Here is a 13,360-nt window from a genome sequence, read left to right on the forward strand (position 1 = left end):
GCACCGCGTCAGCTTCATCGCCAGCAGGCTGGCTCCCACATTGGAATACATGCTCCTGTGGGAGCCAGCCTGCTGGCGATGGGGGCATCAGATTCAACTCTGGATTGCCCTATATCCCGATAAACAAAAACGCCGCGATCCTCTCGCGGCGTTTTTGTGTGTGTTGCCTTAACCCAGGTTCTTGCCGAGCAGCGCGTGGTACAGCTCGCTGTCGCCGAGAATCCCGACCACATGGTTGTTGTCGTGCAGCACCAGTTTGTTGCCGGTCTGATAACGAATCTGCAGCGCATCGCGCATGCCGATGTTCGAGTCCACCAGCGTTGGCCGACGACCCAAGCCTTCTACCGCCTGACCCGGTACCCAGTTCTGCAGGTCCAGGGCCGAGCCGTTCTGGCGGGCACCCTTGATGGTATTGCCTTCCGCCAGGTCCAGCCACGAATCGCCGCCCGGATCGAGGCACACCGAACCGTTGATGCGCTTGCAGTTGTCCAGGGTGCGCATCAGGCTGCGACCGCACAGCACGTTCAGCGGGTTGGTGTGGGCCACGAAGGTCCGCACGTAGTCGTCCGCCGGGTTCAGCACGATCTCTTCCGGCACGCTGTACTGGATGATCCGGCCGTCTTTCATGATCGCGATACGGCTGCCGAGCTTCAGGGCTTCATCGAGGTCGTGGCTCACGAACACGATGGTTTTGCTCAGCTTGCGTTGCAGTTCCAGCAGTTCGTCCTGCAGGCCCTGACGGATCAGCGGGTCGAGCGCCGAGAACGGTTCGTCCATCAGCAGAATGTCCGCGTCCATCGCCAGGGCGCGGGCCAGGCCCACGCGTTGCTGCATACCACCGGACAGCTCGTTGGGTTTCTTGTTGCGCCACTGGGTCAGGCCCACCAGCTCAAGCTTTTCGTCCACCAGCTTGCGCCGTTCCTTCTCGGGACGACCCTGCATTTCGAGGCCGAAGCTGATGTTCTCGCGGACCGTCAGCCAGGGCATCAGGGCGAACTTCTGGAACACCATCGCAATGCGCTTGGTGCGCATCATTTTCAGTTCTGCCGGGGTACAGGACGCAATGTCGATCTGCTTGCCTTCATGCTCGACGAACAGTTTGCCGCGGCTGACGGTGTTGAGGCCGTTGATGCAGCGCAACAGGCTGGATTTGCCGGAGCCGGACAAGCCCATCAGTACGCAGATTTCACCTTTTTCGATGTCCAGGCTGGCCTTTTCGACCCCTACGATCTGCCCGGTCTTTTTCAGGATCTCGTTGCGGGTCATGCCTTGATCCAGCAGCTTGAGCGCCTCGCGTGGATCCCTGGAGAAAATAACGTCGACGTTATCGAAGCGAATAATGCTCATGCGTCACCCCCTACTTTGGCGTCGGGTTGTTTGCAGATACGGTCGAGCATGATCGCCAGCAGTACGATCGCCAGGCCGGCTTCGAAGCCCAGGGCGATATCAGCGGTATTCAGTGCGTTGACCACCGGTTTGCCCAGGCCATCGGCGCCCACCAGTGCCGCGATCACCACCATCGACAACGACAGCATGATGCACTGGGTGATACCGGCCGCGATGCTTGGCATGGCGTGGGGCAGTTCGATTCGTGAAAGCAGTTGACGTCGCGAGCAGCCAAAGGCCTTGCCGGCGTCCATCAATTCTTCCGGTACATCGCGAATGCCCAGGTAAGTCAGGCGGATAGGCGCGGCAATCGCGAACACTACCGTCGAGATCAAGCCCGGGACCACACCCAGACCGAAGAGGGTCAGGGTAGGAATGAGGTACACGAAGGTCGGTACGGTCTGCATCAGATCGAGCACCGGACGCATCAATGTGTAGAACATCGGTTTGTGCGCGGCGACGATGCCCAACGGCACGCCGATGACCACGCAGACCAGGGTGGCGAACAGCACCTGGGCGAGGGTTTCCATGGTTTCCTGCCAGTACCCCAGATTGAGGATCAGCAGGAAGGAGGCGATGACGAAAACCGTCAGTCCCCACTTGCGTTGAATGAAGTGTGCCAGTAGTGCGATGAGGCCGATCAATGCCAGCGGGTTGAACCAGGTCAGCGCAAACGTCACGCCGTGGATCATCGTTTCCAGTGTCACGGCGATTGCGTCGAAGGTGTTGGCGCCGTGTTGCGTCAACCATTCAACGAAGCCCGCGATGTACTGGCCTAGGGGGATTTTCTGATCAATCAGCATGGTAGTGAACGTCCGCATGCAAGGAAATAAACAGCCCGGACGGCGTGAGCCGCCCGGCGTAAGCGATGCTCCCTAATTCAAGGCTGGGCAAGCTTGGCTTTCACGGCCTCCAGGCCTGGTTTACCATCAATGGTGGTCACGCCAGCGAGCCAGGTATCGAGCACCTGTGGATTCTTTTTCAGCCAGGCCTTGGCGGCCGCGTCAGGCTTCATCTTGTCGTCCAGGATGTTGCCCATCAGAGAGCTTTCCATGTCGACGGTGAATTCCAGGTTCTTCAGCAGTTGGCCGACGTTGCTGCATTCCTGGGTGTAACCCTTGCGGGTGTTGGTTGCCACCGTGGCGGCGCCGAAGTCGGGGCCGAAGAAGTCGTCACCACCGGTGAGGTACTGGATCTTGAAGCGCTTGTTCATCGGGTGCGGCGCCCAGCCGAGGAAGACCACGGCGGTGTCGCGCTTCTGCGCGCGATCGACCTGCGACAACATGCCGGCTTCGCTGGACTCGACCACTTTGAAACCAGCGTCTTTAAGGCCGAAGGCGTTCTTGTCGATCATACTCTGGATCAGGCGGTTACCGTCGTTACCTGGCTCGATGCCGTAGATCTTGCCGTCGAGCTCTTTCTTGAATTTGGCGATATCGGCGAAGTCATGCAGCCCTTTGTCGTACAACGCTTGCGGCACGGCGAGGGTGTACTTGGCGCCGGTCAGGTTGGTGCGCACCACATCGACGGTGCCGGCATCGCGGTAGGCCTTGATGTCGTTTTCCATGGTCGGCATCCAGTTACCGAGGAACACATCCATGTTCTTGCCGTCGGCCAGGGACTTGTAGGTCACCGGCACGGAAATCATGGTGGTCTTGGTCTTGTAGCCCAGGGCATCGAGTACGACGCTGGTGGTTGCGGTTGTCGCGGTGATGTCGGTCCAGCCGACATCGGAGAAGTTTACGGTACTGCATTGTGCCGGCTCGGCGGCTTGCGCCAAGAGCGGCAGACTAAGCATGGCGGCCAACAACAACGACGGGGAACCTTTCATGGATGGACTCCTTGGTGTTTTTTTTGGCAGTGTTCCGACTGGGACCACCGCACTTATGGGTTGCGGTTGGATGGCGTTTTGGAGACAGCTCTACCACGGCGCCTTGCAATCGAGTCGATACGATCATGTACCAGTGAAAATCTGACGCCTACAGGGTGCGTCGTAACCAGTACAGGGATGGTCGCATCCAGTGTCAGTGACGTCGTTTACAGCTTTTTTCAGCCTGTTTTCCCCCTCCGCGTCGCAAAAAAACGGCGAAAACGCGACGTAAAAGACATGCGGCGTTGGTGGGCATGAGTGCGTCGGTGTGAGACGTCGAACGACACATTAAAAGCCTGATGATGCGGCCATCCTGACGGATTGCAGCTTGAGCGTAGCAGCTCCGTCACCGGGCGCTTTTGCGCCTGGAATTGGCACATCCAGGAGTCCGGCAGTAATGGCTATCAGTGTTTTCGACCTGTTCAAAATCGGCATCGGCCCTTCCAGTTCGCACACCGTGGGGCCTATGCGGGCGGCGGCGCTGTTCGTGCAAGGCTTGCGTGAACGCGGGTTGCTGGAGCAAGTACGGCGCGTCGAAGTCCGGCTTTTCGGTTCGTTGTCGGCCACGGGCATTGGCCACGGCAGCGACAACGCGGTGATCATGGGGTTGATGGGCGAATGGCCGGATGCGATCGATCCGTCGCAAATCGGCATTCGCATCGCCACCCTGCGCGAAACCCACACACTGTTGCTTGACGGTCGTTTGTCGGTGCCGTTCATCTGGGGCCGCGACATGCGCCTGATCGACGAGAACCTGCCGTTCCATCCCAACGCCATGACCCTGATTGTCGAAGACGATCACGGCGAGTTGCATCGCGACACCTACTATTCGGTCGGCGGTGGTTTTGTCGTCGATGAAGCCCAGGCTTCCAGCGGTGTCGTCGACCTCGACAGCACCGTATTGCCTTACGATTTCTCCAGCGCCGCCGAGCTGTTGGAACTGTGCAAAAAGCACGACTTGCGCGTGGCTGAATTAATGATGGCCAACGAGAAGGTCTGGCGCAGTGAAGAAGAGATACGCAGCGGCCTGATGACGCTCTGGCGCGCCATGCAGGATTGCGTGGATCACGGCCTCAGGCACGAAGGCATCCTGCCCGGCGGCCTGAATGTGCGCCGGCGCGCGGCCAAGCTGCATCGCAGCTTGCAGGAGTTGAACAAGCCCAACGTGATCGGCTCGACGCTCAGCGCCATGGAGTGGGTCAACCTGTTCGCCCTGGCGGTCAACGAAGAAAACGCGGCCGGCGGGCGCATGGTCACGGCGCCGACCAATGGTGCAGCGGGGATCATTCCGGCGGTGTTGCACTACTTTATGAAGTTCAGCGAAGACGTGACCGACGCCAACGTCGTCGACTACTTCCTTGGCGCCGCTGCTGTCGGGATTCTGTGCAAGAAAAACGCCTCGATCTCCGGTGCCGAAGTCGGTTGCCAGGGGGAGGTCGGTTCGGCCTGCGCCATGGCGGCGGCCGGGTTGGCGCAAATCCTCGGCGCCACGCCGGAGCAACTGTGCAACGCAGCGGAAATCGGCCTCGAACATAACCTCGGCCTGACCTGCGACCCGGTGGGCGGGCTGGTGCAGGTGCCTTGCATCGAGCGCAACGCGATTGCCGCCGTCAAAGCGATCAACGCGGCACAGATGGCCTTGCGCGGCGATGGTCAGCATTTCATCTCGCTGGATCGGGTGATCCGCACCATGCGCGATACCGGTGCCGACATGCATGACAAATATAAGGAGACATCGCGCGGCGGGTTGGCGGTCAGCGCTGTAGAGTGCTGAGACCGCGTCGACCCCAATCGCGAGCAGGCTCGCTCCCAAGTTGAAATGCGTTCCTTTGTGGGAGCGAGCCTGCTCGCGATGGGGCCAGACCAGTCAAAACTGCGCGCTAAATGAACACCCGATCTCAAACGCGCCACCTTTTGGCGCGTCGCAAACAGGTAAATCATGACCCCAAGGTCAGGGGTCGCCAGGGACCCTGACCGTCTGTCACCTGTGCCTGCGGTGACACTCTTTTCCGCATCGTTTCAGCCCTGTTCCCACAAGTGCTACCGATTTGCTCACACGCAACGGGGCAGCGCACTTGTCCGGCCCGATGGCCGCCTTAACCCTACTCGCCGCGCGTCATATGCAGACTCATTCCGACGTCGTTTTTAGGAGTTATTGAACGTGCATTCAAATTTAGGCATGGCATTTGCTCTGTCATTACAAAGCCCGTCTCCCATGCGAGAACGATGGCAATAACAAGAGCCTCCGCCTGAGGCCATCACCCGCTTTGTGTGAGGAGATACCGCGATGACGTCGTTCAACTCCGGGGCCCAACCCCAGAACCGTGCGCCTCAATCCATCGGCTTTTTGCTGCTGGACAATTTCACGCTGATTTCCCTGGCTTCCGCAGTGGAGCCTCTGCGAATGGCCAACCAATTGTCCGGTCGCGAGCTGTATCGCTGGACCACCCTCACAGTCGATGGCGGTCAGGTCTGGGCCAGTGACGGTCTGCAGATCACCCCCGACGCCTCCATGCACAAAGCACCACCCCTGGACACCGTGATCGTCTGCGGCGGCATCGGCATTCAACGCACCGTTACCCGCGAACACGTGTCATGGCTGCAGAGCCAGGCGCGTCAGTCCCGTCGCCTCGGCGCGGTCTGCACCGGCAGCTGGGCCCTGGCGTGCGCCGGCCTGCTGGACGGTTTCGACTGCAGCGTGCACTGGGAATGTCTGGCCGCGATGCAGGAAGCTTTCCCGCGTGTGGCCATGAGTACGCGTCTGTTCACCCTCGACCGTAACCGCTTCACCAGCTCTGGTGGCACCGCGCCGCTGGACATGATGCTGCACCTGATCAGCCGCGATCACGGTCGTGAACTGTCGGCCGCGATTTCGGAGATGTTCGTCTACGAGCGCATCCGCAACGAACAGGATCACCAGCGCGTGCCGCTCAAGCACATGCTCGGCACCAACCAGCCGAAACTTCAGGAAATCGTCGCGCTGATGGAGGCCAACCTCGAAGAGCCGATCGACCTCGACGAACTGGCGGTGTATGTCGCCGTGTCCCGTCGTCAGCTGGAGCGGCTGTTCCAGAAGTACCTGCACTGCTCGCCGTCGCGTTACTACCTGAAACTGCGCCTGATCCGCGCACGGCAATTGCTCAAGCAAACGCCGATGTCGATCATCGAAGTGGCGTCGGTCTGTGGCTTCGTGTCCACGCCGCATTTCTCCAAGTGCTACCGCGAATACTTCGGCATTCCGCCGCGTGACGAGCGCGTAGGCTCCAATACCACCCAGCAAGTGGCGATGATGCCGCTGCCGCAAGCGCTGGTGCTGTCGCCATTGTCCGGGCCGTTGTCGGCGCTGAGTCAGGCGCGGAACGAGTCGACGTTTGCCAGCGTAAGGCTCTAAACCGAGGGGACTTCATCGCGAGCAAGCTCGCTCCCACAGGGTTTTTGGGTTGTTCACAGAGGGTGTGTTCAACGCGAATCCCATGTGGGAGCGAGCTTGCTCGCGATTGGATTTATCAGGCGCGATGGCTCTGCTGATACTCCGCCAACGCCGGCAGCAATTGCTTGTCGATGGCCTGACGCACGGCGGGCAGGATGGTCGCGCTGCTGGTGTACATCTGCTTGACCATCGTGCGCAGCACGATCGCCCGTTCGTTGTTCAAACCTCGTACCGCACATTCGCAAGCCTGCTCGGCCGTGGAGCCGTTCGGTACTTGAAAGCCCAATGCCTTGAGCTGGCCCAACAGGTCTTCCTGGTCAATCAAATCGGCGTGCATCATGACGCAAATCCTTCTTCTGGGAACGGTGTCGTGGCTCGATTCTGGTGGGGGTGCAGGGTGGCGGCAAGGGCGATTTGTCGCGATGGCCGCAATGGCTATGAACAGGTCGTTTTCGGCTAACTTGCCGGTCAAGGGAGTCGGCACACTGGATTCAGCTTGCTTCACGAAGGTTTGGTCACCCTCGCGCGCAGCTCCTCAACAGTACCTTCTGCCTCGATCTTGTCACGGCTTGATCGGGGTTTTTTTTGCCTGTGAATCCTGGGTCTTGTGTTGCCTGTGCGGACGCCATCGCGAGCAGGCTCGCTCCCACAGAGGATCGCGTACCCCTGTGGCAGCGAGCCTGCTCGCGATGAACAAGGACGCGGTCTAGCGTTGCAACACCAGAATCCGCGACAACAACTCATCGCGGTCCACATAGCATCCCTGGAAATGCCGGGCGCCGGTGGCAGGGTCGAAGGCGTTGCGGGCGTGCAGGGTGCGGCGGTTGTCGAAGCACCAGAGTTCGCCGGGATTGAGCCTTTGCATCAAGCGGAACCGGGGCTCGCGCGTCATCGCGATAAAGCGCCGATAGGCCCGATACAACCGGGGCATCTGCTCCACCGACGCATCGAACGGGCCGCGCAGAAAGTTGGCCATGCGGATTTCCGACACCTGCCCGCAAGCGTTCAGGGCGATGATCGGCGCGAGGCAGCGGTAGTCGCTGTGGCGGTCCTTGTTGCGGAACTCCACCGGGATTTCGCAGAGGCTTTGAAAGGCTTGCGGATCTTCCTGGCGCAACGCCTCGGCGATGGCAAAGCCGTCGACAAAAATGCTCTCGCCACCCTCAGCGTCGTTGACCTGGCAATGCAGGAACTGCAGCCCCGGTTGCAGCTCACGGGTGGGCAAATCGCTGTGCAATGGCAGGTTGAAAGCGGTGTAGGCGTTGCTGTCGGCATCGGCCTTGGATTGCACGTTGAACAGCACGCCGAAATTGCTTTCGCGGATGAACGAAATCCGCTGCGCGATCAACTTCAATGAGCCGGGTTCGGTGGGCACGCCACGGACCTGGGTCAGGCCGACATCGCGAACCGCCAGCAGCCATTGCAACAAGGCGTCGTTGTCCTGCATCAGCGTCGCGTAGTCGAACACCGGCAGTTGCAGATCGCTGTGCCAGAGCCTGGCCTTCGGTTTGCCAGCCTGGCGCTCGGCACGGGATTCGTCGTCGTACGCGTGGGCGCGCAGCCAGCCAGGGTCGAAGCGACTGCCGTGGCCGTCTTGCCACTGTACGCTCAGGCAGCCTTCAGCATCGACGCCGGCCTCTGTGGGCATCAGGTGTTCCGGGACGTCAACGATCTCCAGTACCTGCTCACGGGTGACGGTGTAGACACATTGCGGGCAGGGGCAGTTGTCCCGTAGCCATTGATGATGAAACGGGCTGACGCGGTTGTCGGCCCACTCCACCAGAATACGATCGGCCATGACCTGCACGCCCTTCAGCGCGCTGATCAACGGATAAGTACGGAAGTCGGCAAAAGCGGCGGCGGTGTTCATGGCGATCTCCTTGTTATTTTTTTGGGGGTAACGCGATCACTCGGCCAATGTACTCGGGGGTGGGCAGGTCGGTTTGTTCGGCGACGATGGCTTGCAATCGGCCCAGGGTGCCTTCGCTGAACGGCGCGGAACGCGGCCCGGCGAGGTCGACGTGCAGCAGCATTTGCTCGTTGCCCGCCAGTTCCTTGTCATCACCCACACGATGCAGGCTGTGATAGAGGTGCAGGCGTTTGCTGTCGTGACCGATGATCTGCGTGTGCACCTCGACCTCGGCGTCGAGCTTCACTTCGTGCAGATAGTTGAGGTGCAGCTCCAGGGTAAACAACGAGTTGCCGCTGGCTTCGCGGCTGTTGCTGTCGAGCCCCAGGCGATCCATCAGCGCGTCGGTCGCGTAGCTGAAGATGAGCAAGTAGAAGGCGTCGCGCAGGTGGCCGTTGTAGTCGACCCAGTCGGGGATGATTCTGGTTTGGTAGGTGGTGAGGGTGGGCATGATTCCGGTTCCAATGTTGGTGGTGACTGGACCGCCGCTTTCGCGAGCAGGCTCGCTCCCACAAGGACAGCGCAAACCTGTGGGAGCGAGCCTGCTCGCGAAGGGGCCAGACCTGCGGGGCTCATTATTCGGCAAATGCCATCCCATGCTTCTCTTTGGTGGTCTTCACCGCCTCCAGCACCGCCAGCAGGCAGTCATCACGATAGCGCTCCAGCGCCGAAATGCTGTGTTTGCCCAATTGTTCGCTGGTGCCATCGACCACGTCATCGATCAGCTTGTCGGTCAGTTCGGGCGCCGGCAGGTAGGTCCACGGCAACTGCAACGCCGGGCCGAACTGTGCCATGAAGTGGCGCATGCCGGCATCGCCGCCTGCCAGGGTGTACGTCAGGAAGGTGCCCATGAACGACCAGCGCAGGCCCGCGCCGAAACGAATCGCGTCGTCGATTTCGCCGGTGGTGGCCACGCCGTCGTTGACCAGGTGCAGCGCCTCGCGCCACAACGCTTCGAGCAAGCGGTCGGCGATGAACCCCGGTACTTCCTTGCGTACGTGCAACGGGCGCATGCCGAGGGATTCATAGACTTTCATCGCCGCTTGCACCGCTTCAGGCGCGGTGTTTTTGCCGCCGACCACTTCGACCAATGGCAGCAGGTAAACCGGGTTGAACGGATGGCCGACCACGCAGCGTTCCGGGTGCGTGGCGCTCTCGTAGAACTCGCTCGGCAACAGGCCGGAAGTGCTGGAGCCGATCAAGGCGTTGGGCTTGGCGGCGGCGCTGATTTTGCTGTGCAGTTCCAGTTTCAGTTCCAGGCGTTCCGGGGCACTTTCCTGGATGAAGTCGGCGTCGCGAACGCATTCTTCGATGGTCGCGACAAAGCGCAGACGATCCTGTGAGGCGCCAGGGGCCAGGCCTTGTTTTTCCAGGGCTCCCCAGGCGTTGGCAACGCGTTTGCGCAGGGCCGCTTCGGCGCCGGGCGCCGGGTCCCAGGCCACCACGTCGAGACCGTGGGCGAGGGCGCGGGACACCCAACCGCTGCCGATGACACCGCTGCCCAGGGCGGCGAAGGTTTTGATATCGGTGATAAAGCTCATGGCAACTTCCTGAATAGTTCGGTGATCCTTGTAGGAGCGAGCCTGCTCGCGATGGTATTCCAGGCGCTGAGTGGCGTCGGCTGTACCTTTTTCGCGAGCAGGCTCGCTCCTACAGGGGAAAGGAGGGGTTATCCGCGCTGGGTCAGGCCCATTTTCTTGCGGCCTTCAGCCGGGGTGAGCACGCGGGCGCCGAGGCGGCTGAGGATTTCCGAGGCCCGTTCGACCAGTTGGCCGTTGGTCGCCAGCACGCCCTTGTCCAGCCACAGGTTGTCTTCCAGGCCGACTCGCACGTTGCCGCCGAGCAGCACCGCTTGTGCGGCCATCGGCATTTGCATGCGCCCGATGCCGAAACCGGCCCAGACCGCGTCGGCCGGCAGGTTGTCGACCATGGCTTTCATGGTGGTGGTGTCAGCCGGCGCGCCCCATGGGATGCCCAGGCAGAGCTGGAACAGCGGGTTGTCGAGCAGGCCTTCCTTGATCATCTGTTTGGCGAACCACAGGTGACCGGTGTCGAAAATTTCCAGCTCGGCCTTCACGCCCAGCTCTTGAATGCGTTTGGCGCCAGCGCGCAGCTGCGCCGGGGTGGAGACGTAAATGGTGTCGCCGTCGCCGAAATTCAGGGTGCCGCAATCGAGGGTGCAGATTTCCGGCAGCAGTTCTTCTACGTGAGCCAGGCGGGTCAGCGGGCCGACCAGGTCGGTGTTCGGACCGAACTCCATCGGGTTTTCGCCAGCGCCGATTTCCAGGTCGCCGCCCATGCCGGCGGTCAGGTTGACGATGATGTCGACGTCGGCTTCGCGAATGCGCTCCATCACCTCACGGTACAGCGCCACATCACGGCTGAACTTGCCGGTTTCAGGGTCGCGAACGTGGCAGTGAACCACGGTGGCGCCGGCCTTGGCGGCTTCCACGGCGGCAGCGGCGATTTGTTTCGGGGTGACCGGCACATGTGGGCTCTTGGCGGTCGTGTCGCCAGCACCGGTGAGTGCGCAGGTGATGATGACGTCGTGGTTCATGAGGGGGTTCCTTGCAGGCGTGATTAGTCTGTCCGCAGCCCTTCCGGGCTGCGAATCGGTGGTTCAATTCAGGTCTTTTTACGGGTGAGTCATTTGCTGGTCAGTTGCAGGTTTTGAGCAGCCGGTTTGCCATCGAAGGTGGTGACGCCTTCAAGCCAGCGTTGCTTGTCCTGCGGGTGATCCTTGAGCCATTGCCTGGCGGATTCGAAGGCGTCCTTGTGATCGAGCAGCGGCTGCATCATCCGGCTCTCGTCTTCGGCGGTGAACGTCAGGTTGCTCAGCAGGCGGCCGATGTTCGGGCATTGTTCGGCGTATTTAGGCGCGGTCACGGTCCACACGGTGGCGCTGCCTTCGTTCGGGCCAAGGGCGTCGTCGCTGCCGGTGAGGTAGGTCATCTTGACGTTGACGTTCATCGGGTGCGGCGCCCAGCCAAAGAACACCACGGCTTCGTTGCGACGCACCGCGCGATCCACCGCGGCGAGCATGCCGGCCTCACTGGACTCGACCAACTGGAACTTGCCGAGGCCGAACTGGTTCTTGGCGATCATCGCCTTGATCTGGGTGTTGGCGCCCGAGCCCGGTTCGATGCCGTAGATCTTGCCGCCCAGCTCTTTTTCGAACTTGGCGATGTCGGCGAAGGTTTTCAGGCCCTTGTCCGCCAGGTAAGTCGGTACGGCGAGGGTGGCGCGTGCATCCTTGAGGCTCGGGGCTTGCAGCACCTTGACCTGATTGGCGTCGACGAACGGGGTGATGGTCTGGGTCATCAGCGGGTTCCAGTAACCCAGGAACAGGTCGAGGCGCTGATCACGGATCCCGGCGAAAATGATCTGCTGGGAGGCGCTGGTTTGTTTGGTGTTGTAGCCGAGGCCATCGAGCAATACCTGGGTCATGGCGCTGGTGGCAATCACGTCGGTCCAGTTCACTACACCCATGCGCACGTTCTGGCACGCGGCGGGTTCGGCGGCCATGACACTGGCGCTCAGGAAAGCGGTACCGCTGAGTGCAAGAACACAGCTGCTGATCAGTCGTTTCATCTCAGGTTTCCTCGGCAGTTCGTTATTGTGAGTTCCGGCGTCTGACGCGCCGGTGATGCCAAGTTACGCAGCTAAGGCGCCATGAAAGCGCACTGCGGCGACCAGCTCTTGCACTGCGGCGACCTGTGCTCTTGAATGCCGCTTGCAAGTGGCGTATCAACATCAACACGCTACCCGCCCTCTCGTTCCCGCCAACCGAGTGCGCTCCATGTCCCAGGATTTCTATTTCTTGTTGATGCCGGGTTTCTCGGCCATTGGATTTATCTCGGCCATCGAGCCACTGCGGGTCGCCAATCGCTTTCGCGGCGAGCTGTATCGGTGGCATGTATTGAGCGCCGATGGCGGAGCAGTGCTGGCCAGCAACGGCATGTCGGTCAACGCCGACGCGGCACTGGAGCCGCTGAAAAAAGGCGCAACTCTGTTAGTGGTCGCCGGTTTCGAACCGCTGAAGTTCGCCACCCCGACGCTGGAGCACTGGCTGCGACGGCTGGACAACGAAGGCGTGACCCTCGGCGCCATCGACACCGGCAGTTTCATCCTCGCGGAAGCAGGCCTGCTCGACGGCCATCGCCTGACCCTGCACTGGGAAGCCATCGACGCCTTCAAGGAATCCTACCCGCAGCTCAGCGTCACCCAGGAGCTGTTCGAAATCGACCGACGGCGCATCACGTCGGCGGGTGGCACGGCCTCCATCGACCTGATGCTCGACCTTATCGCTCAAGCCCACGGCCCGGAGCTGGCGATCCAGGTCAGCGAACAGTTCGTGCTTGGCCGCATCCGCCCGCGCAAAGACCACCAGCGCATGGAAGTCGCCACCCGATATGGCATCAGCAACAAGAAACTGGTGCACGTGATCGGTGAAATGGAGCAGCACAGCGAACCGCCCCTGAGCACGCTGGAGCTGGCGGAATCGATCAAAGTCACCCGGCGTCAGCTCGAACGGCTGTTTCGCCTGCACCTGAACGACACACCGAGCAATTTCTATCTGCGCTTGCGTCTGGAGAAGGCCCGGCAATTGCTGCGCCAGACCGACATGAGCGTGCTGGAAGTGAGCATTGCCTGCGGGTTTGAGTCGCCGTCGTATTTCACCCGTAGTTATCGGGCGAAGTATGAGCGCTGCCCACGGGAGGATCGGCGGCGGTTGGGGGATGGGCGGGAGTTGGTATGAGCTCAA

12 protein-coding genes are annotated in these 13,360 nt (G+C 61.0%); 3 read left to right on the forward strand and 9 right to left on the reverse strand.

Annotation, left to right across the window (positions count from 1 at the left end):
- Positions 1-168 precede the first annotated feature (168 nt).
- The 3 genes from choV to ACX3YF_RS09410 all read right to left on the reverse strand — a co-directional run bounded on the left by choV (position 169) and on the right by ACX3YF_RS09410 (position 3,217).
- The gene (gene choV / locus ACX3YF_RS09400; RefSeq protein WP_130206541.1) at positions 169-1,347 is read right to left on the reverse strand and encodes a choline ABC transporter ATP-binding protein; all 1,179 of its coding nucleotides are present in this window, start codon (positions 1,345-1,347) and stop codon (positions 169-171) included.
- Positions 1,344-2,189, reverse strand: a complete 846-nt coding sequence (gene choW / locus ACX3YF_RS09405; protein WP_027926639.1) for a choline ABC transporter permease subunit — start codon at positions 2,187-2,189, stop codon at positions 1,344-1,346. The genes choV and choW overlap by 4 nt, the downstream gene beginning before the upstream one ends.
- A 77-nt stretch (positions 2,190-2,266) precedes the next feature.
- On the reverse strand, positions 2,267-3,217 hold the full coding sequence (locus ACX3YF_RS09410; RefSeq protein WP_448647545.1) for a choline ABC transporter substrate-binding protein: 951 nt from the start codon (positions 3,215-3,217) through the stop codon (positions 2,267-2,269).
- A gap of 436 nt (positions 3,218-3,653) precedes the next feature.
- Here ACX3YF_RS09410 and ACX3YF_RS09415 point away from each other — a divergent pair, with 436 nt between their 5' ends.
- Positions 3,654-5,030 (forward strand): L-serine ammonia-lyase, encoded by a 1,377-nt coding sequence (locus ACX3YF_RS09415; RefSeq protein WP_130206537.1) that lies wholly within the window; start codon positions 3,654-3,656, stop codon positions 5,028-5,030.
- A gap of 513 nt (positions 5,031-5,543) precedes the next feature.
- Positions 5,544-6,647 (forward strand): choline metabolism transcriptional regulator GbdR, encoded by a 1,104-nt coding sequence (gene gbdR, locus ACX3YF_RS09420; RefSeq protein ID WP_047534337.1) that lies wholly within the window; start codon positions 5,544-5,546, stop codon positions 6,645-6,647.
- 115 nt (positions 6,648-6,762) lie between these two features.
- Here gbdR and ACX3YF_RS09425 read toward each other — a convergent pair whose 3' ends face one another.
- The 6 genes from ACX3YF_RS09425 to ACX3YF_RS09450 form a co-directional block, all read right to left on the reverse strand.
- On the reverse strand, positions 6,763-7,026 hold the full coding sequence (locus ACX3YF_RS09425) for a hypothetical protein (protein ID WP_103404192.1): 264 nt from the start codon (positions 7,024-7,026) through the stop codon (positions 6,763-6,765).
- A gap of 366 nt (positions 7,027-7,392) precedes the next feature.
- On the reverse strand, positions 7,393-8,556 hold the full coding sequence (locus ACX3YF_RS09430) for a gamma-butyrobetaine dioxygenase (protein ID WP_458973666.1): 1,164 nt from the start codon (positions 8,554-8,556) through the stop codon (positions 7,393-7,395).
- Between the two features lie 13 nt (positions 8,557-8,569).
- The gene (locus ACX3YF_RS09435) at positions 8,570-9,046 is read right to left on the reverse strand and encodes a thioesterase family protein (protein ID WP_130206534.1); all 477 of its coding nucleotides are present in this window, start codon (positions 9,044-9,046) and stop codon (positions 8,570-8,572) included.
- A 124-nt stretch (positions 9,047-9,170) separates the two neighbouring features.
- Positions 9,171-10,136 carry an L-carnitine dehydrogenase gene (locus ACX3YF_RS09440; protein ID WP_196586049.1) on the reverse strand — a complete coding sequence of 322 codons (966 nt, stop codon included), beginning with the start codon at positions 10,134-10,136 and terminating at the stop codon, positions 9,171-9,173.
- Positions 10,137-10,264: 128 nt separating this feature from the next.
- Positions 10,265-11,152 carry a beta-keto acid cleavage family enzyme gene (locus ACX3YF_RS09445; RefSeq protein ID WP_090466673.1) on the reverse strand — a complete coding sequence of 296 codons (888 nt, stop codon included), beginning with the start codon at positions 11,150-11,152 and terminating at the stop codon, positions 10,265-10,267.
- 89 nt (positions 11,153-11,241) lie between these two features.
- The gene (locus tag ACX3YF_RS09450) at positions 11,242-12,186 is read right to left on the reverse strand and encodes a choline ABC transporter substrate-binding protein (RefSeq protein WP_047534331.1); all 945 of its coding nucleotides are present in this window, start codon (positions 12,184-12,186) and stop codon (positions 11,242-11,244) included.
- Between the two features lie 208 nt (positions 12,187-12,394).
- Between ACX3YF_RS09450 and ACX3YF_RS09455 the strand changes: the two genes are divergently transcribed.
- A complete protein-coding gene (locus tag ACX3YF_RS09455; protein ID WP_204149855.1) occupies positions 12,395-13,354 on the forward strand; it encodes a GlxA family transcriptional regulator in 960 nt (319 codons plus the stop codon).
- The last annotated feature ends 6 nt before the right edge of the window (positions 13,355-13,360 follow it).

The sequence above is a fragment of the Pseudomonas fluorescens group sp. PF-69 genome, from assembly GCF_054481235.1.

Bases quoted from the DNA above. Each gene is read 5' to 3' on its own strand.
- choV (WP_130206541.1), bottom strand. From the start codon at position 1,347: ATGAGCATTATTCGCTTCGATAACGTCGACGTTATTTTCTCCAGGGAT.
- choW (WP_027926639.1), bottom strand. From the start codon at position 2,189: ATGCTGATTGATCAGAAAATCCCCCTAGGCCAGTACATCGCGGGCTTC.
- ACX3YF_RS09410 (WP_448647545.1), bottom strand. From the start codon at position 3,217: ATGAAAGGTTCCCCGTCGTTGTTGTTGGCCGCCATGCTTAGTCTGCCG.
- ACX3YF_RS09415 (WP_130206537.1), top strand. From the start codon at position 3,654: ATGGCTATCAGTGTTTTCGACCTGTTCAAAATCGGCATCGGCCCTTCC.
- gbdR (WP_047534337.1), top strand. From the start codon at position 5,544: ATGACGTCGTTCAACTCCGGGGCCCAACCCCAGAACCGTGCGCCTCAA.
- ACX3YF_RS09425 (WP_103404192.1), bottom strand. From the start codon at position 7,026: ATGATGCACGCCGATTTGATTGACCAGGAAGACCTGTTGGGCCAGCTC.
- ACX3YF_RS09430 (WP_458973666.1), bottom strand. From the start codon at position 8,556: ATGAACACCGCCGCCGCTTTTGCCGACTTCCGTACTTATCCGTTGATC.
- ACX3YF_RS09435 (WP_130206534.1), bottom strand. From the start codon at position 9,046: ATGCCCACCCTCACCACCTACCAAACCAGAATCATCCCCGACTGGGTC.
- ACX3YF_RS09440 (WP_196586049.1), bottom strand. From the start codon at position 10,136: ATGAGCTTTATCACCGATATCAAAACCTTCGCCGCCCTGGGCAGCGGT.
- ACX3YF_RS09445 (WP_090466673.1), bottom strand. From the start codon at position 11,152: ATGAACCACGACGTCATCATCACCTGCGCACTCACCGGTGCTGGCGAC.
- ACX3YF_RS09450 (WP_047534331.1), bottom strand. From the start codon at position 12,186: ATGAAACGACTGATCAGCAGCTGTGTTCTTGCACTCAGCGGTACCGCT.
- ACX3YF_RS09455 (WP_204149855.1), top strand. From the start codon at position 12,395: ATGTCCCAGGATTTCTATTTCTTGTTGATGCCGGGTTTCTCGGCCATT.